This is a genomic window from Trichocoleus sp. FACHB-262 (assembly GCF_014696035.1).
Taxonomy (GTDB): domain Bacteria; phylum Cyanobacteriota; class Cyanobacteriia; order FACHB-46; family FACHB-46; genus Trichocoleus.
This window is the reverse complement of sequence record NZ_JACJPK010000046.1, coordinates 21,791-39,479: the sequence shown is the minus strand read 5'-3', so window position 1 is coordinate 39,479 and position 17,689 is coordinate 21,791. Positions and strand designations below refer to the sequence as shown.

The window sequence follows — 17,689 nt, the reverse complement described above, 5'->3', positions numbered from 1 at the left end:
CTAATTGAACCAGATGAAGATACTTTGCCTAAGTAACGGTCACGGAGAAGATGCGATCGCGGTGCGGATCTTGCAAGCCTTGCAGCAACAACCGCAAGCGCCAGAAATTGCCGCGCTTCCCCTCGTCGGCAAAGGTCAAGCTTATATCAACCACAACATTGCGATCGTTGGTCCCGTCAAACCCATGCCCTCCGGTGGCTTTGTCTATATGGATGGTCGGCAATTGGCGCGGGACGTCAAAGGCGGCTTGCTGCAACTGACGCTAGCGCAGATCAAAATCGTGAAAACTTGGGCGAAAGAAGGAGGAGTCATTCTGGCAGTGGGCGATATTGTGCCGCTGTTATTCGCTTGGCTGAGTGGTGCTCCCTACGCTTTTGTGGGCACGGCCAAGTCAGAATATTATCTGCGCGATGAAGTAGGCCCACTGCCCCGGAATTCCTGGTTTGAAAAAATGGAGGCTTGGTCAGGCTCGGTTTATTTGCCTTGGGAACGTTGGCTGATGAGCCGCCCTAAATGCCGAGCGGTTTTCCCGAGAGACAACCTAACTACTGCTGGTCTGAAGCGATGGTCAATTCCCGCTTTCGACCTCGGCAACCCGATGATGGACAGCTTGGAGCCTAGTGCCGCTGCGATCGCTACCAAAAGCCAAGAAAACCCACCCCTGACCATTGCTCTATTGCCTGGTTCTCGGCCCCCCGAAGCCTACGCCAACTGGCACCAAATCATCCAAGCGATCGCCAGAATACTCGAAACCTTTCCCAATCGCCCCCTGCTATTTCTAAGCGCGATCGCCCCTGGCTTAGATTTGGATAAGCTGCGCGAACCCTTAGAAGCTCAAGCTTGGCGACTCAGCACCACCAATCATATTTTCAGTTCCGACCCAACTGCGCTACGTTTCACCCAACGCAAAGCCACGCTAGTACTCACCCAACAAGCCTTTAATGACTGCTTGCACTTGGCAGATTTGGCGATCGCGATGGCAGGCACCGCCACCGAGCAATTTGTGGGCTTAGGCAAACCTGCGATCACGCTACCCGGACAAGGGCCACAATTTACCCCTGCCTTTGCCGAAGCTCAAACTCGCTTGTTGGGCTGTTCCATCACGCTAGTCCAGCAACCTGCTCAAGTACCAAAAGCGATCGAAGCTCTACTCAGTAACCCCGATCGCCTGCAAATCATTGCAGATAACGGCCAGCATCGCATGGGCGCTCCTGGTGCGGCCCAACGCATTGCGGCTCAGCTCATCCAACAGTTCGGGAAATTTCCTGTCTGACGTTGAATTCCTTAGGAGTAACCTGGGCACGCTGATCAAAGCCAGGCTTCTAAGTAGCCATGAAAGTTGTCAAAGAAACCCCGAATCAATTAACTCTATTGCACCGCCCCATCTGGTTATGGCTATTTGGTCTCATATTTGCCGGGGCTGGTTTAGCGGCGATCGCAACTTTTGGCAAGGTCATCACGCTCAACTGCAACCGTACTGCACCCGTACAGAGCAATTGTCAGCTCAAAGCCGCAGGACTACTGGGCTTGGCTGCTCAAGAGACGGCCCTTGATAGCTTGCAGAGCGCCAAAGTGGAACGGAGTAGCAGTAGCGATGGGGATACCTTTCGAGTCGTGCTGGTGACTAACCAAGGCGAAGTTCCTTTCACCGACTACTACAGCTCTGGAGAAAATGGCAAGCAAGAAATTGCTACCCAAATCAGTACCTTTCTCAGCAGCCCTCAAGCCTCATCCTTAACGCTTCAACAGGACGACCGCTGGTTCATGTTTATGTTCGGCAGCGTTTTTGTCATCGCGGGGCTTGCTGTCGCCATTGGCATGGGTGAAATCGTCGTCTGTGAATTTGACCGAAGCTCAGATAGCCTGATCCTCAAACGTCATGGCTTGTTTGGGACTAAAGTTTCTGAGCGCCGAATCCACGAGATTGAAGCTGTGCGAGTTGAAGAATCGCGGGATAGTGATGGCAGCACCTACCGAGTCAGCTTGATGTTTACCGTCGGCGATCGCCTCCTCCCTCTTACTTCGTACTACAGCTCTGGGAGACACTCTAAGCAATCGATCGCGGATCAGTTACGAAAGTTTCTTCAGCTCAATTAACAACAAGACCTTGCGGATTGAGTCCAAAGTACTACAACTAGCTCTTGAAGCGAAATCTACAGCGGAAGCTATCATCCCAATAGTGCTGAGCAGAGCTGAAGGTAATGGGTAGCGTTTGGACTAAAGCGGTTAGTTCCTCTAGATTGCTGTAGAGCTTGCTAGTAAAATGCGGACTCTCTAGCCAGTAAAACTCTTGATCATTAATGGTTTCTGTTTTTAAGAGACAGCCTCTAGATACAACCAAATCAGAAACATTATTCATGGTGGTTCGAACCGTCACGTAACCAGTATTGGTTTCCAATTGTCATCATCTAATGACTCATGGGTGCAACTCATCAGCAAAGCAACTGACTTCTCTGCGCTAGATGATGGATGTTTGGTTGCTCACCTTCTGATCCTCAACCACTGCCCAAAGCCGATAAATTCGATTGGCAGGCAGTGGCTAGATTGAGCCAGCCCTAGAGCTAGCACCAGATGCAGTTACTTGCTAACCAAGACTCCAATCTCTCGCTGAATTGGCAATACATCCAAAATGTCCGTTGTAGCGCAGTACTTCAGATCTTCATGGCAATTGAGACGGAGGAGACGCTGACCGTGGCTAGCGTGGTGCAGTAGTTCTAGTAAGCGGTCTTGCCATTGCGTATAAAGCGCGATCGCCGCAACCATTTCATCATTGCCCGCCAACTCATCCAGCTTGGCTCCACTTTCCGTCCAGACCGTATGCGCGATCGCCCCAGCACAGACCGTATCTTCCAACGAATAACTACCTTCCCAGCCAGAACCCGCAATCCAGACCGTTTCTGGTTGTTGTGCTAGTAGATAATTAGCCACTGCGCGACGATTGATCAGCGCCCCCGCCAATACCGTCTTCGCCTTTTGCACCTTTTGCAGACACCGAGTGCCATTAGTTGTGCTGATGAACAACCGTCGCCCCTGAACACGAGCAGCAGTGCAGTCCAACGGAGAGTTACCCATATCGAATCCTTCCACCGTTGCACCGCCCCGCTCCCCAGCACGAATTCGCTGTTCAGCAGGCCATTGCTCACTCACTTGCAGCAACTCTGACAAGTCACTAAACACTTGCACCGCCTCCGCACCCTCCGCCAAGGCCGTCGCCATTGTGCTGGTGGCTCGCAACACATCAATTGCGATCGCGCAATCGGGAATTGCGTCAGACGGAACCAACTCAGGCGTGTGATAAACAAATAGCTTCATGATCAATCGGGCTACAAAACAAAGACGACGTGGCTTCTAATTTTTACCGTTTCTCTAGAGCACATTACAAGCCATTGGCTCAACTTCCCAAGCGAAGGCGTTAAGATGCCAAGGGTGTTCAAGATGAATTGTAAGGAGTTGATCACATGGCCCGCACCGCTTCTACCATGCTGGCACTAGGCACCCAAGCCCCAGATTTTCAGTTGCCCGATGTCGTGTCTGGTCAAACCATTTCCTTATCCACCTTTGCTGACAAACAAGCCCTCCTCGTCATGTTCATTTGTCAGCACTGCCCCTTCGTCAAGCACATTCAAGACCAACTTGCTCAACTCGGCCAAGACTACGCCACCCAAAACCTCGGCATCATCGCCATCAGCGCCAACGACGCCGAGAAATACCCCGATGACGGCCCCGACTCCCTCAAAACAATGGCCCAAACCCTTGGGTTCACCTTTCCCCTGTGCTACGACGAAACCCAAGCCACAGCCAAAGCCTACACCGCCGCCTGCACCCCCGACTTCTTCCTGTTCGACGCTAACCGCCAACTGATCTATCGTGGCCAACTCGACGACAGCCGCCCCGGAAACGACAAACCCGTCACAGGCCAAGACCTACGCGCCGCGATCGACGCTGCCCTAGCCAACCAACCCATCAACCCCGACCAAACACCCAGCATCGGCTGCAACATTAAATGGAAACTAGGCAACGAACCCACTTATTACGGTTAAAGCCAAAAAGCCACTTTTGGAGGGGGTCTGGGGGACGCAACCGTCCCTCAGCGGGGGTTTGGGGGCGAGTGCCCCCAAGAGCTTGGATTTAGTCAAAGGAATCTCATCAAACCCATTGATCTTTCACACTGAGAAACCCCAACAGCCCCTCCATCGCCCACCAAACCATCAAATATTTCTATGAAAAATTATTCCTCAGGGTGCTTCATGAACCTTAGCAACAGACTCTCACTCAAGCCCTCAACCGCAAGCTGTAACATAGAGAGAACAGGTTAGACAGCAAAAACTAGGACTTTAACTCCTAAACTCTGCTACCTAGCGATCGCTAATATTACTGAAACTCACTTCTAAGAATCCGTAAATTCCCGCTTTAGCTACATCCACCCGCCCTATCATCGTAGAGAGGAACAGCATCTTCACTGCTCCCTCTAGAGCCTCGGTTTTCTAGTTTTGAATTGCTGCTAATCCTACGTCCTATCCTAAAGATCCTTCATGCAGACTGAAGCTTTTAACGAGCTTTTTCCTCTCTTTAACGCCGCCAACCCCGAAACCTTGGAATGGCTCATGTCCATTGCCACAGAACACGACTACCCAGCGGGCCGTGCGGTTTTAATGGAAGACGCTTGGGGTAACGCGGTTTATTTTGTGGTTTCCGGTTGGGTGAAAGTGCGTCGTCACGCAGGAGAAGATGTGTTGACCTTGGCAATTTTGGGTCAAGGGGACTTCTTCGGTGAAATGGCCATCTTGGACGAATCTCCCCGCTCCACCGATGTCATCGCTCTCTCAGCCGTTCAGCTAATGAGCATCTCGGCCCAGCGATTTATCCAAACATTATTCAAAGACTCCCAGCTTCACCATCGCATGCTGCAACTGATGGTGCGACGGCTGCGGCAAACCAACATCCGGTTTCAAATGCGGCATCAGCCTCCTGCCGTAAAACTCGCCAATACCCTCGTTTCTCTGGGCGAAAATTACGGTCAAGCCTCTAACAAAGGCACCGAGATCTTCAATATCCCCTTTCAAGACTTGGCAGACGTGGCTGATATTGGCGTAGAAGAAACCGCCAAGATTATGGAAAAACTCAATGACAAAGGGTGGATCAAAATTGACCCAGCGAACCAAGTAGTTCATTTGGTGCATCAGAAACAACTGGCCCATCTAGCTGGCAAAGCCTAAACCGCCAAATTTTGCAGAATGACCTACCCTGAAGGGATGGGTTGAGTAATGCCTTAGGCTCGCTAGAACTGCTAGCTCAAACCCTTGCTGACACTTCTTGCTGCTTAACTATCAACTATGACTGAAGCGACGCAGACGCGCCCTAGCAACTCATCCCGCACCAACCTGGAAATCCGCTACCAGGTGGCAATGCCCAACCCCCAAACTCACCTGTTTGAAGTCACCTTGCAACTACAAGGATGGGCCTCAGCAGTGCTGGACCTGAAGCTACCCGTCTGGACGCCTGGTTCCTACTTGGTGCGTGAGTATGCCAAACATCTGCAAAACTTTAACGCGACAGGTCAAAACGCTTTGTCTTGGCGCAAAGCCAGCAAAAACCACTGGCAAGTAGACACCCTAGGACAATCTGAAATCACCGTTCGCTATCGTGTTTTTGCTAACGAGTTGTCTGTCCGCACCAACCATCTAGATGGCACCCACGGCTACTTTAACGGAGCTGCGCTGTTCTTCTACCTGCCCGGATTTGAGCATCAGCCGATTCAAGTTGCGATCGCGCCTCCCTACCCTAACTGGCAAGTTGCCACTCCCCTCCCCACAGTGCCTGGTCAAGCCAATACCTTCTATGCAGCTGACTTTGACACCCTAGTCGATAGCCCATTTGAAATCGGCACCCACGCGCTATATGAGTTTGAATCCCAGGGCAAACCCCATCAACTCGCAGTTTGGGGCCGAGGCAACACAGACCCTGAGCAGATTATTCAAGACACCCAAAAGATTATCGACGTAGAAGCTGAGCTATTTGGTGGCTTACCGTACGACTCCTACCTGTTTTTGCTGCATTTGTCGCCTCAAGGCAACGGTGGACTAGAGCACAAAAACGCTTGCTCGCTCAACTACCCCCGCTTTGGCTTCCGCGCAAAAGAGAAGTATCAGCGGTTCATGCAGTTAGTCGCGCACGAATTCTTCCATTTGTGGAACGTCAAGCGGATTCGGCCTAAGGCGCTAGAAGTTTTTGACTACGAGCAAGAAAACTACACGACCTCGCTGTGGTTTAGCGAAGGCACCACCAGCTACTACGACCTCAATATCCCCTTCCGAGCTGAGATTTACGACGCCAAAACCCTGCTCAGCAACTTAAGCAAAGAAATTACCCGCCTGCAAACCACACCCGGTCGGCAAGTGCAGCCCGCCAGTGAATCTAGCTTTGATGCCTGGATTAAGCTGTATCGCCCCGATGCTAACAGCGCCAACTCGCAAATCTCCTATTACCTCAAAGGCGAAATGGTGTCATTCTTGCTGGATCTGCTGATTCGGCAACGGCACGCAAACCAGCGATCGCTCGACGATGTACTGCGACAAATGTGGCAGCAGTTTGGCAAAGACGAGATTGGTTTCACACCAGAGCAACTTAAAGCCACCCTAGAAACTGTCGCCGACACCGACTTGTCCGACTTCTTTGCCCGCTACATCGATGGCACCGAAGAACTCCCCTTTGACACCTTCCTAGAGCCCTTTGGCCTGCGCCTACAAGCAGAAGGCGAAAGCGACGATCAACCGCTATTCTTAGGACTGACCGTCAAAACCGAAAATAGCCGTGAGTTAATCAAGTTTGTCGAAACAGGCTCACCTGCTCAGCAAGCAGGGATTGATGCTGGAGATGAATTGCTAGCGATCAACGGCTTCCGGATCAGTGCCGATCAACTGAGTGATCGCCTTAAAGACTATCAACCCGGACAAAGCGTCGAGATTACCCACTTCCATCAAGACGAGCTACGCAGCAGCACCGTTACCTTAGCGGCACCCCGCCCTAACCGTTACCAGATTGTCGCAGTTGAAAACCCCTCAGCCGCTCAAGAACAAAACTTTGCGAGTTGGTTAGGAGTTCCACTCAAAGCGATCGCCTAGCTCAATCCCAGAACTCATTAAGAAGCACATCAACTCCTTCAGCGTCTCAGGAGTTGTATGTTAGCGTGAGGGCAAGCATTTGATGTTTGTCCACTTCTTGACGCTTCCCGATGGGAGGGAAATCATGCCGACTCAACCGCCCCCATCCATTACCCCTCGCCAGATGAATCTGTTGCGAGCTGTGGCTTCAATGGCTTGGTCTGACGGCCACCTGGCTACCGAAGAAATTGACCTCATGCTCGACCAATTCAGCCGCCTGTTTGCCAACGACCCTAAACAGCAGCAGAGATTGCAACAGGAATTGCGAGACTATCTACTTCAAAACATTCCCCTAGAAGAGATCATTCCAAAACTCGATCGACAGGAAGAACGCGAATTAGTGCTACGCCTAGGCTACGAAGTCATCCGCTCCAGCGCTCGCACCCCCAACGAACCGGAAATCAACGAAGAAGAAGCCAAAGCCTACGAATGCCTAAAAAGCCTACTAAACCTGTCACCCGACGCAGTGCAGCGAGTTGAAGCCGAAGCCCAAACCAGCCTCGAAACCCAAGACGGCATTGTCGAGTTGTTAGTCGTGCAAATTCAGCACTTTATTAATGGGTAAAGAACCTAACCCCGCAGCCCCCTTCCCTTTAGTGAAGGGGGAGCTAGAAGTTAAGAGGTAAGACCCCAAGCCTCGAAACACTACCGTTACGTTCGTTTGGAGGGGGTCTGGGGGACGCAACCGTCCCTCAGCGGGGGTTGGGGAGCGAGTGCCCCCAAGGCGCGGATTTCTCAAAGATATTTAACTAAAGAAAGACGTTTAACTCATCTCCAGCATCCGCTGAATCGGACGCAGTGCTCTTACCCGCACATCTTCCGGTAACGTAATCTCCGGCGATCGCTGCTTCATCGCCAAATACAACTTCTCCAGCGTATTCAACCGCATGTGAGGACATTCATTGCAGGCACAATTATTCATCGGCGGTGCAGGAATAAACCGCTTGTGAGGGGCTTTCTTCTCCATTTGGTGAATAATCCCCGGTTCCGTCGCCACAATAAAAGCTTGGCGATCGCTTTGCTCTGCATACTTCAGCAATGCCGTAGTCGAACCAATGTATTGAGCATGACGCAACACAGCAGGTTCACATTCCGGGTGAGCAATTACTTCCGCGTCGGGATGCTCCATCTGCAACTGCACAATCTTCTTCTCAGAAAAAGTTTCGTGTACCATGCAGCTTCCTTGCCACAACACCAAATCTCGCCCGGTTTGCTCCATCACATAACGACCTAAGTTGCGATCGGGTGCAAAGATGATCGGTTGGTCTTCCGGAATTTGGCGCACAATCTTGACTGCATTGGAGCTAGTGCAAATGATGTCACTCATCGCCTTAATCTCAGCGGTGCAGTTAATGTAAGACACCACTAAATGATTCGGGTGGGCCGCTTTGAACTCGGCAAAGGCTTGAGGTGGGCAACTATCTGCCAAGGAACAACCTGCGTTCAAGTCGGGAAGTAACACCAACTTGTTAGGGTTGAGAATTTTGGCAGTTTCCGCCATAAAGTGAACACCCGCAAACACGATCACATCCGCATCAGTTTGGGCGGCTTGTTGCGAAAGGCCCAGTGAATCCCCCAGGTAGTCAGCGACATCCTGAATGTCTGGGTCTTGGTAGTAATGAGCCAGAATAATGGCGTTTAGTTCTTGCTTCAGCGCTTGAATCGCTGCGAACAAGTCTTGAGGAAAAGCGGTGGATGGGTTGGAGCGTTGCTGAGGAAGGGCAGTGGTAAACACAGTTGCAAGCCGCCTAGAGTGCAAAGAAGTGTGAAGTAACTAATTGTACTTCAATTATAGTATTTTTTACCAAAAGCCAGGTGTGGCAGCAGTGGGTTGATGGGATAACTCTGTCCCTAAGTCCTGTTAAAAAGCTCGATGCTTGCCTATCCTGGAAAAGGGTTGTTTTAGTCAACCCCTAGCGACGACAAGGAATAGGCATGAGCAGTCAGAGCGATCGCAACCAAACTATCAAAATTGCAGTGATTGGCGATGTCCACGATGCTTGGGAAGCTGAGGATGGGCAAGCCCTGAAGCACTTAGGCGTGGATTTAGCGCTCTTTGTGGGCGACTTCGGCAATGAATCCGTGGAAGTGGTACGCGCGATCGCTGCCGTAGACTTACCCAAAGCCGCAATCATGGGTAACCACGACGCTTGGTATAGCGCCTCCGACTGGGGTAGAAAAAAGTGTCCTTACGATCGCACCAAAGAAGACTGGGTGCAAGACCAGCTAGACTTGCTCGGTGAAACCCATGTGGGCTACAGCAAGCTCGACTTTCCTGCCTTTAACTTAACCGTTGTGGGTAGTCGTCCGTTTAGCTGGGGTGGTTCCTCCTGGAAAAACGAACAGTTTTATCGCGATCGCTATGGAGTGACCAGTTTCCAGGAATCCACTGCCAAGATTTTAGAAGCAGTCCAAAGTACAGCTTACGAAACGGTGATTTTCTTAGGTCACTGCGGCCCTACCGGACTCGGCGATCGCCCAGAAGACCCTTGTGGCCGAGATTGGATGCCCATTGGGGGAGATTATGGCGATCCTGACTTTGCTGCCGCGATCGCTCAAAGCCATCTTCTTGGTAAAGCAGTTCCCTTGGTAGCTTTTGGGCACATGCACCATAATCTCCGTCACACCAAAGAGCGCTTAAGAACGTCTATCTATGAAGACGCTAAAGGTACTGTTTACCTCAATGCCGCCAATGTGCCTCGGATTAAGCCAGTTGAGGGCGATCGCTTACGCAATTTCTCTTTGGTTTCTCTGCAAGCGGGAGTGGTAGAGCAAGCGTTTTTGGTTTGGGTGAATCAAGACTTTGAGGTGGTTTCAGAGCAATTGATGTACCGCAAAACCAATGCCGTAGCCGAAGCAGTGTAGGAAAAATACCGGATTGCAACAAAAACCTAACAGTTTGCAGCCGAACGAGTTAGAATATTCTTCGGTTTGGGTTCCTCTAAATGGATTGGCACCTTAACCAAACGCCTGGAGAGGTGGCAGAGTGGTCGAATGCGCTCGACTTGAAATCGAGTGTCTCGAAAGAGACCGTGGGTTCGAATCCCACCCTCTCCGTTTTAACTACTTGCTCTAGAGATTTCGGACGCTCCAGGCTCGAAAAGCGAAAATGTGAAGCGGGTCTTAGTGAAACCGGAGGGAGGTTTCAGTCTAGGATCAAAAACATGAACTTTTTTCTAGGCTGTGCCGTTTGGGCTTACAAAGATTGGGTGGGTGACTTGTTTCCTGCCAAGAGTCGTCCTACCGATTTTCTGCAACTTTATAGTCGCCGCTTCACCACGGTTGAAGGCAACACCACGTTTTACTCGGTGCCTGATGCGGAAACAGTAGCGCGATGGGCGGCTGAAACTCCTCCTGGCTTCGAGTTTTGCCTCAAGTTACCGCGCGACATTACCCACCAAGGCTTGTTAGCACCCCAAATTTCCGCAGCCTTAGGCTTTCTAGAACACATGCAAGGATTGGGCGATCGCTTGGGGCCAATGTTTGTGCAGTTGCCACCCAGTTACAGTCCCGCTTGGCTGGACGACCTCACCGCTTTTCTCCAAGCGTGGCCGTGCGAAACCGCTCCCTTGGCCCTAGAAGTGCGCCACTTAAATTGGTTTAAGTCCACTCACGCCACGCAACTCACTGCCCTTCTGGAAGAGTTGGGCGTGGGACGAGTTTTGCTCGACACTCGCGCTGTCTACAATGGCCCTAATGATCCGCAGCTCAACTCGGAACGACGCAAACCTAAACTTCCCCTCCAACCCACTGTGACCGCTCCGTTTAGTTTGGTTCGCTTCATCAACCATCCAGAGCGCGAAGTTAATGAGGAATATTGGGCGGAGTGGGTCACGCATGTAGACCAGTGGCTGCGTCAAGGCACTCGCGTTTATTTCTTTATGCACTGTCCCCAAGAAGCGCGATCGCCCGGTTATGCCCGCGCCTTCCAACACTTGCTGGAAAAACAAGGTGTATCCGTCCCTGCCTTACCGTGGGATAGCTTTGACCAGCCTCCCGCTCAACTTAGCCTCTTTTAAGTGTGAAGTTGGAGTTTTCTTTGTTGCCCAAGTTGCTTTATACAGAACGTTTACTGCTGCGGCTTCCAAGGCTGGAGGATGCTGATGCAATCTTTCAAACTTATGCCCAAGATCCAGAAGTGACGCGCTACCTGATTTGGCAACCCCATCAGTCTATTACTGAAACCCAAGCATTCTTAACTGAGTGTTTGGCAGCTTGGCATCAAGGCGATCGCTTTCCCTGGATCATGACTCGTGCCGAGGATGGTCAACTTCTAGGCATGATTGAGCTAAGACTAGAAGGGCACCGAGCTGAGGTTGGGTACGTTTTAGCCCGTCAATTTTGGGGTCAAGGATATGTAACCGAAGCGTTGCGGGCTGTGTTGAAGGCTGGTTTAGCGCTACCACAGCTCTATCGCATTGAAGCTCAGTGTGATGTGGAAAATATTGCTTCAGCAAGAGTGATGGAGAAAGCAGGCATGATGCAAGAGGGTGTGTTGCGTCGCTTTATGATTCGGCAGAACCTCAGCCAAGAACCTCGTGATGTGTATTCCTATGCCTTAACGCGATGACCATAATTCAGAAAAACGGCAAGGTTTATCTTGTTGGTTCAGGGCCAGGAGATGTGGCTTACCTTACGGTGCGCGGCTACCAACTGCTGACGCAAGCTGAGGTGCTGGTTTACGATGCCTTGGCCGAGGAAGAGTTACTGCAATTCGTCCCAAAGAACTGCTTGAAACTGAATGTGGGCAAGCGGGGTGGGCAACCGAGTACACCCCAAACAGAAATCGATCGCCTGTTGGTGGAGCATTGCCTGCAAGGAAAACAAGTAGTGCGATTGAAAAGTGGTGATCCGTTTATCTTTGGTCGCTCTACTTCAGAAATTCAGGCTTTGGTTGCGGCTGATTGTGCATTTGAAGTCGTGCCAGGGATTTCTTCTGCGATCGCTGCCCCTCTATTTGCAGGCATTCCCCTCACCGATGTAACCTTGAGCCGCTGCTTTGCTGTCGCCACCGCTCACGACCTAGAAGCACTCAATTGGCCTGCTTTAGCTCAAATCGAAACCCTCACTTTACTAATGGGTGGCAGAAACTTAGCTGAGATTGTGGCGCAGTTGCAGCAACAAGGAAAATCATCCGACACCCCGATCGCAATCGTTCGCTGGGCAGGACGACCCCAGCAGCAAGTTTGGGTGGGCACCTTGGCAACCATGGTGGCGCAAACAGCAGGGGTGTCTCTCTCGCCTTGCGTAATTACGATTGGTGAAGTTGTGCGGCTGCGGGACTACCTGCGATCGCCCATAAACAGGCAGAATGATACACAGCCAAACTCTGTAAGCGGTTTGGTGCTGCATTCTCTGTTACCTACAACTGAAACTGTGGTTAGCACTCCTGAACAAGCCCTGACAACTCCACTGCCCCTCGCAGGTAAAACCGTTTTAGTGACTCGTTCGGTCGGCCAGGCGAGTGAGTTTTGCGATCGCTTGCAAGCCATTGGTGCCCAAGTGGTAGAAATGCCCGCTTTGGAGATTGGTCCACCGTCAAGTTGGGATGAGTTAGATCGAGCGATCGCTCAGCTCTCTACCTTTAACTGGCTGGTGCTCACCTCAACCAACGCTGTAGATTACTTTTTTGAACGCTTGGCTGCTCAAGGCAAAGATGCGCGAGCTTTAGCAGGAGTCAAAATTGCCGTCGTGGGCCAGAAAACCGCTGCCAGCCTGGGGCAACGTGGCCTGAACGCAGATTTCACTCCACCCGATTTTGTCGCGGATTCCTTGGTGGCTCACTTTCCCGAAGCTAGCCTGCAAGGTGCCAAAATTCTATTTCCCAGAGTGGAGAGTGGAGGCCGCGAAGTCCTGGTGAAAGAATTCACCGCTCAAGGTGCGGAAGTAGTGGAGGTAGCGGCCTACCAGTCGGGTTGCCCTGGTGCGATCGCCCCTGCTGCTCTCAATGCTTTACAACAGGGTTCTGTGGATATCGTCACCTTCGCTAGCTCCAAAACCGTGAAGCATTTCTGCCAGCTCGTCGAAGCAGCCCTAGGACATTCATTCCTGATTGACGAACTCCAACGAGTTTGCCTTGCTTCTATCGGCCCCCAAACCTCCAAAACTTGTCTAGAGCGCTTTGGCCGAGTCGAGGTTGAAGCACAGGAATACACTTTGCCAGGGTTGACTCAAGCGATCGCTCAATGGGCCAGCCAGGGAGCCACTGAGAGGGCCAGAGAAAACCAGCCCTAGCCCTATCTCTATCTATATCTCTACTTCGCTTTACAAGATTTGCGATCGCGGTCAGATTGGGGTTCTTGCCAGGAATAGGCAAAGTGGCTCACTGCATTAATTTGCGGAGCAGCTTGGCGAATCGCTTGCATCTGAAGTTCCAGAGACGGACGGTTGCCAAGAGACTGTCCCCACGCTCCTGCGATCGCGGGGGTAATTCTGGTCCCTGGAGGAGACATACTCACCACCCGTCGCACCAAAGACACCACACAGCTAGGGTCACCACAAACGCCATAGGACATTGGGTGCCACTCGATCGAAGTTGGAAAGCGTTCCCACGGCTGCAACCGAGAATCAAACCCTTGCCCAATCGTCTGATTGCCATCCGGGAAAAAGACAGCCCCCGACGCAATTCCTTGCTGTTGCACTTGTGAGATCGCCAGATTCAAGAAATCTACAATTCCTTGCAGCGCGTGAGCGACTGTCAAGAGCCACAACTCTTGTTGCAGCACGGGTTGGCGTTGGGCGGCGGGCAATGCCTTAAGTAAGCGAGAAGGAGTGCGCCCCTGCCACATCGGCTCTGCCTCTTGGGGATACAGCTTATCTGCCGCAGCTACATCGCCCGCCGTAATATACCCGCGACCCAAGAACCGCCGCATTAGCTCTAAACCTTTATTGTTCAAAGCGCGTTGATATAGAGCCTGTTGGGCTGAGTCGCCATAGATCCATAAGTCTTTAACTTTACTGGAAATCGAAGCGGCACCTGTGCCTCTGGGATAGCGAATGTAGTCGAACAGCACTCCGTCTGGACGGCGACGGACTACCGCTTGCACCATTTGGTAGTAATCTTGTTTGGCTTGAATACTATAAGGATCGATAAAAGTTTCATCTGCAATCACCACCCCCGTTTCCCCGTTGGGGTCAAAAATACTGCGGGTGGTCGTTGTCGTCTCGCCGCTGCCATTGCGAGCGATCGCTTGCTGACGATCGGGACGTTGCGAGTAAGAATAGCCAAAGTTCATCGTGAACATCCAGGCATAAACTTTCAGCCCCCGCTCACGGCCCTTCTGGATCGCTTGCGCTAGCAAATCAGCTTTTTCAGAACCTGGTACCCGAACCACTGAAGGCCAAGCTGTGGGATTCTCGGCCATTGGCAACAACACTTGCCCGTTGTAGAAAACTTCTACATAGACTTGGTTGTAGCCACGATTGATGATGCGATCCATGACGCTTTCTAGCGCCCCTGGCTGGAGATCGCAAGGGTAGAGGCGCAACCAAACGGCTTGTGTTTGCGGCCAAGTACGGCTACGGCACTGCTGCATTTGCGCTGCGTGCTCACGAACTAAAGCTTTGTAACGCTCTTTAGCTTTCTCTTCCCCTTTCATGGCTGCTTGGCGAGCTGCTTCTTTTTGCGCGATCGCCTCGGCTGAGAGCTGACAGTAAGCTGCTGCTTGTGCTTGAGGGGGTTGGGTCCAGACGGTTTGGCTGATGAGGCTGGTTGTCAAGGCAGCAGTAGCTACAAAACCGCGGTAGTAAGACTTCCAAGAGGGAGGCTTGGGAATTTGGCTCTGATGACATACAGAGGGCAACAGTCGCGAAAATCTCATGGAAAGGTGGAACACTCCTTCAGACGCACAAGAACAGGACTAAACAAAACTGGCTTGATGCAGCCCACGGCAGTTCAAATTCTTCAACCAATTCACTGATTGAAATAAAGTATTCCCATAAAGTTCCCTGCTCTAGGCTGAGGCACAACCCTAAGCTGGACGTTAAGAGCAATTAAATAGAATTGCATCAGCAGACATCTTAAACCATCCTGGTTCTGTGAATTGAGAAACTCGGCTTTCAGTACGTCGCGCTCCGGTTCTTAGCTGGCAAAGAACAATGGTGATTGGATAGGGTCAGTGAGCGGTTGGTGAGCAATTGGTGAGCGATCGCCTTACTTCACTTTTCCCGAGCTTTGCCTATTCCGGCGTATAACCGTGGGCTGAGTCAGAGGTTGCAACAGTCTCTCTTTTGCTCGGTGAACTAGCTGCGTGAGTTCGGTAAATTGGTAAGCAAATAATAAATATTTATCAGACGAGACATCGCAGCGAGCCGATTTTTAGCAAGTGGAGACGACTATGACTAGCAGTGGCATCCAACCTTTTAACCAACCCTCTGAGGCTGATGACCTCACGACCGCGCCATCCCACTTGGACCATGCAGAAAGTCATACTTTGGCTGAGCAACTCGGTACAGATCCAGTCACAACGACAGTTGCGGCGGCTGTGAGTGGTGGTGTCGCGGGCGCTGCGATTGGACGCTTATTTGCGGGTCGTGTCGGAGCCACGATCGGTGCTGTGGTGGGAGGTATTGCTGGAGCGGCTATTAGCAATGACGACAGCCCAAGTACCACCCATGCCATCGAAGGAGTAGTCAGCACTGTCAAGGATGCTTCTGAACAAGTTAAGACTTCTGCAACTCATATGGCTGACTCAGCTCAAGAGGTTGCTCAATCATCTCAAGCGAAGCTAGCTGACACGGCTCAGACAGCTAAACAAAAAGTGCAGGAATCTCAAGCTCAACTCACTAACGCTGCTAGAAAAGCTGCTGAGCACCTACGCCAGCAACAGCAATCGCAACAGGCAACCAATGGATCTCATCACTTCAGCTTGGAGCAAACCTACGAGCTTTCGGCTGAAATGCACTATCAGATTGGTGTTGCTCTAGGGCGGCAAGGAAAACTAGATAAGGCGATCGAGGAATTTCAAGAAGCGCTCGATCTGGCTCCTGACTCTGCGGAAACTCATTACAACCTAGGTGTAGCATTGAGCAAGCAAGGAGATGTGGATCAAGGTTTAGATCACTTGCAGCAAGCCGAAGAGCTGTGTTTAGCTCATGGTAATCCTAAGGGAGTCAGGCTGATTAAGCGGGCAATTAAGCGGATAGACCAGAGTTTGGTGTCGCATTAGTCTTGTAGGTTGCTGGCTCTATTCAATTGCGCCACGATTTCTGAGAAGGCTGATTTCTCCTTGAAGACCAGCTTTTTTAGCTAACTGTATCGGTGTATTGCCAGCGCGATCTTTAGCGTTAATTTCTGCTCCTGCGGCTAAGAGAAGCTCAAAGGCTTTTCTTTTTTCAATGGCAGGGGTGGCAGCTAAATGGTGTAGGGCTGTCTTGCCTTGGCTATCCTTGGCATTTACATCTGCCCCTTGGGCCAGCAGCAGTTTGATTTTGTCTCCTTTCGCGTCTGGAAATTGCGCGGCGATCGCTAAAGGAGTCATGGCATCTTTGCGCTTAACCCGGACATCAGCTTCTCTCGCCAAGATTAGCTTGAGAGTTTCCACCTGGCTAGATCTTGCTGCCCAATGCACCAGAGTCATGCCATAACCATCTGGCAGATTGAGATTAGTTCCTGAGCTCAGTAGCAGTTCTACCATTGCTGGCGAGGAGAATTCCACGGCTAAGGAGAGTGGGGTTCTCCCATCTCTATGTCTAGCCATTGGGTTAGCTCCCTGGCGTAGTAGCAGGTCTGCCACATCAAGCCGCATTATGGCAGCTCCATGCAAGGGAGTGTTGCCGTCCTGCGCTTTGGCTCCAGCCTCAGCACCAGAAGCTAGCAAGAGCTTCACGGTTTCTGTATTTTGGATTGTTGCTGTTGCTGCATGTAATGGCGTTTTGCCTTCGCGATCGCGGGCGTTCACCTCGGCACCTTGTGCTAAAAGTAGCTTAACGATGTTTCTGGTGGTCGCATCCGTGGCAGCTACATGCAGGGGTGTGCTGTTGTTTAAGTCTTTGGCGTTAATCTCGGCCCCTTTTGTGACTAACAACTGGGCGATCGCTTGCGTTTTAACTACATGCAGGAGCGTCTTGCCGGACTCAAATTTGTGATTGACATCAGCTCCTTTTTCAAGAAGCGTTTCTATCGTGAGCTTGCCACTGTTGCCACTATAGCGAGACACAGCATCATATAAGGCTTGATACCAATCTAAATCTGGCTGAGCCAGCAACAACTCTGCTACCTGTGGATTGGCACAGCCCAATAAAGAGACCTCCTGCCCAGTGCTTCCCTGTCCAAGGGTAGTCATTGCATTGGGATTGCCACCACTACTTAGATAGCGCCGCATGGAGGCAGCATCTTGGCAAAGATTGGGATTGGGTTGAATGGCTAGTTTGCTTAAGAGCAGCCATTGATATGGATTTGGCACAGTAGCAGTCGCAGCCGTGAAACCGATGAAGGCGATCGCCAGCCCTGCTAGAGATACCAAAAACTTATTTCTCATGACCTGTTCTAGAGCTTGGTAATTCACTGACCCTCAGGGGCCGATACTGTA

Annotated in this window: 16 protein-coding genes and 1 tRNA gene; 12 read left to right on the top strand and 5 right to left on the bottom strand. The window is 51.3% G+C overall.

Annotated features, from left to right (window positions below):
• The first annotated feature begins 13 nt into the window (after positions 1–13).
• Entirely contained in the window at positions 14–1,273 is a 1,260-nt protein-coding gene (locus tag H6F68_RS09265; protein WP_190558377.1) for a lipid-A-disaccharide synthase-related protein, read from the top strand.
• A 59-nt stretch (positions 1,274–1,332) separates the two neighbouring features.
• On the top strand, positions 1,333–2,097 hold the full coding sequence (locus tag H6F68_RS09260; protein WP_190558375.1) for a hypothetical protein: 765 nt from the start codon (positions 1,333–1,335) through the stop codon (positions 2,095–2,097).
• 37 nt (positions 2,098–2,134) lie between these two features.
• Here H6F68_RS09260 and H6F68_RS09255 read toward each other — a convergent pair whose 3' ends face one another.
• A complete protein-coding gene (locus H6F68_RS09255; protein WP_190439189.1) occupies positions 2,135–2,359 on the bottom strand; it encodes a hypothetical protein in 225 nt (74 codons plus the stop codon).
• Between the two features lie 218 nt (positions 2,360–2,577).
• A complete protein-coding gene (locus H6F68_RS09250) occupies positions 2,578–3,312 on the bottom strand; it encodes a 2-phosphosulfolactate phosphatase family protein (protein ID WP_190558373.1) in 735 nt (244 codons plus the stop codon).
• A 146-nt stretch (positions 3,313–3,458) separates the two neighbouring features.
• On the opposite strand from H6F68_RS09250, the gene H6F68_RS09245 reads away from it, so the two are divergent.
• From H6F68_RS09245 to H6F68_RS09230, 4 genes are all read left to right on the top strand, one after another.
• The gene (locus H6F68_RS09245; protein WP_190558371.1) at positions 3,459–4,040 is read left to right on the top strand and encodes a thioredoxin family protein; all 582 of its coding nucleotides are present in this window, start codon (positions 3,459–3,461) and stop codon (positions 4,038–4,040) included.
• Between the two features lie 492 nt (positions 4,041–4,532).
• A complete protein-coding gene (locus H6F68_RS09240; RefSeq protein WP_190558369.1) occupies positions 4,533–5,216 on the top strand; it encodes a Crp/Fnr family transcriptional regulator in 684 nt (227 codons plus the stop codon).
• A 117-nt stretch (positions 5,217–5,333) separates the two neighbouring features.
• Positions 5,334–7,121, top strand: coding sequence for a M61 family metallopeptidase (locus H6F68_RS09235; RefSeq protein ID WP_190558367.1), 1,788 nt, complete (start codon positions 5,334–5,336; stop codon positions 7,119–7,121).
• 124 nt (positions 7,122–7,245) lie between these two features.
• Entirely contained in the window at positions 7,246–7,725 is a 480-nt protein-coding gene (locus H6F68_RS09230; protein WP_190558365.1) for a TerB family tellurite resistance protein, read from the top strand.
• Positions 7,726–7,923: 198 nt separating this feature from the next.
• Here H6F68_RS09230 and nadA read toward each other — a convergent pair whose 3' ends face one another.
• Positions 7,924–8,895, bottom strand: coding sequence for a quinolinate synthase NadA (gene nadA, locus H6F68_RS09225; protein ID WP_190558363.1), 972 nt, complete (start codon positions 8,893–8,895; stop codon positions 7,924–7,926).
• A gap of 200 nt (positions 8,896–9,095) precedes the next feature.
• On the opposite strand from nadA, the gene H6F68_RS09220 reads away from it, so the two are divergent.
• The 5 genes from H6F68_RS09220 to cobA all read left to right on the top strand — a co-directional run bounded on the left by H6F68_RS09220 (position 9,096) and on the right by cobA (position 13,394).
• The gene (locus H6F68_RS09220; RefSeq protein ID WP_190558361.1) at positions 9,096–10,025 is read left to right on the top strand and encodes a TIGR04168 family protein; all 930 of its coding nucleotides are present in this window, start codon (positions 9,096–9,098) and stop codon (positions 10,023–10,025) included.
• 107 nt (positions 10,026–10,132) lie between these two features.
• Positions 10,133–10,217 (top strand) — tRNA-Ser (locus tag H6F68_RS09215).
• Positions 10,218–10,324: 107 nt separating this feature from the next.
• Positions 10,325–11,179: a DUF72 domain-containing protein gene (locus H6F68_RS09210; protein ID WP_190558359.1), complete on the top strand. Its 855-nt coding sequence runs from the start codon at positions 10,325–10,327 to the stop codon at positions 11,177–11,179.
• Positions 11,180–11,199: 20 nt separating this feature from the next.
• On the top strand, positions 11,200–11,730 hold the full coding sequence (locus tag H6F68_RS09205) for a GNAT family N-acetyltransferase (protein WP_190558357.1): 531 nt from the start codon (positions 11,200–11,202) through the stop codon (positions 11,728–11,730).
• Complete coding sequence (gene cobA / locus H6F68_RS09200; RefSeq protein ID WP_199299999.1) at positions 11,727–13,394, top strand: uroporphyrinogen-III C-methyltransferase; 1,668 nt, start codon at positions 11,727–11,729, stop codon at positions 13,392–13,394. The genes H6F68_RS09205 and cobA overlap by 4 nt, the downstream gene beginning before the upstream one ends.
• 20 nt (positions 13,395–13,414) lie before the next feature.
• Here the strand turns inward: cobA and H6F68_RS09195 are convergent, their stop codons facing one another.
• Positions 13,415–14,980: a hypothetical protein gene (locus H6F68_RS09195; RefSeq protein ID WP_199295806.1), complete on the bottom strand. Its 1,566-nt coding sequence runs from the start codon at positions 14,978–14,980 to the stop codon at positions 13,415–13,417.
• A 516-nt stretch (positions 14,981–15,496) separates the two neighbouring features.
• Here H6F68_RS09195 and H6F68_RS09190 point away from each other — a divergent pair.
• A complete protein-coding gene (locus tag H6F68_RS09190; RefSeq protein ID WP_190558354.1) occupies positions 15,497–16,327 on the top strand; it encodes a tetratricopeptide repeat protein in 831 nt (276 codons plus the stop codon).
• An 18-nt stretch (positions 16,328–16,345) separates the two neighbouring features.
• Here the strand turns inward: H6F68_RS09190 and H6F68_RS09185 are convergent, their stop codons facing one another.
• Entirely contained in the window at positions 16,346–17,638 is a 1,293-nt protein-coding gene (locus tag H6F68_RS09185) for an ankyrin repeat domain-containing protein (protein ID WP_190558352.1), read from the bottom strand.
• Positions 17,639–17,689 lie beyond the last annotated feature (51 nt).

Bases quoted from the DNA above. Each gene is read 5' to 3' on its own strand.
- H6F68_RS09265 (WP_190558377.1), top strand. From the start codon at position 14: ATGAAGATACTTTGCCTAAGTAACGGTCACGGAGAAGATGCGATCGCG.
- H6F68_RS09260 (WP_190558375.1), top strand. From the start codon at position 1,333: ATGAAAGTTGTCAAAGAAACCCCGAATCAATTAACTCTATTGCACCGC.
- H6F68_RS09255 (WP_190439189.1), bottom strand. From the start codon at position 2,359: ATGAATAATGTTTCTGATTTGGTTGTATCTAGAGGCTGTCTCTTAAAA.
- H6F68_RS09250 (WP_190558373.1), bottom strand. From the start codon at position 3,312: ATGAAGCTATTTGTTTATCACACGCCTGAGTTGGTTCCGTCTGACGCA.
- H6F68_RS09245 (WP_190558371.1), top strand. From the start codon at position 3,459: ATGGCCCGCACCGCTTCTACCATGCTGGCACTAGGCACCCAAGCCCCA.
- H6F68_RS09240 (WP_190558369.1), top strand. From the start codon at position 4,533: ATGCAGACTGAAGCTTTTAACGAGCTTTTTCCTCTCTTTAACGCCGCC.
- H6F68_RS09235 (WP_190558367.1), top strand. From the start codon at position 5,334: ATGACTGAAGCGACGCAGACGCGCCCTAGCAACTCATCCCGCACCAAC.
- H6F68_RS09230 (WP_190558365.1), top strand. From the start codon at position 7,246: ATGCCGACTCAACCGCCCCCATCCATTACCCCTCGCCAGATGAATCTG.
- H6F68_RS09220 (WP_190558361.1), top strand. From the start codon at position 9,096: ATGAGCAGTCAGAGCGATCGCAACCAAACTATCAAAATTGCAGTGATT.
- H6F68_RS09210 (WP_190558359.1), top strand. From the start codon at position 10,325: ATGAACTTTTTTCTAGGCTGTGCCGTTTGGGCTTACAAAGATTGGGTG.
- cobA (WP_199299999.1), top strand. From the start codon at position 11,727: ATGACCATAATTCAGAAAAACGGCAAGGTTTATCTTGTTGGTTCAGGG.
- H6F68_RS09195 (WP_199295806.1), bottom strand. From the start codon at position 14,980: ATGAGATTTTCGCGACTGTTGCCCTCTGTATGTCATCAGAGCCAAATT.
- H6F68_RS09190 (WP_190558354.1), top strand. From the start codon at position 15,497: ATGACTAGCAGTGGCATCCAACCTTTTAACCAACCCTCTGAGGCTGAT.
- H6F68_RS09185 (WP_190558352.1), bottom strand. From the start codon at position 17,638: ATGAGAAATAAGTTTTTGGTATCTCTAGCAGGGCTGGCGATCGCCTTC.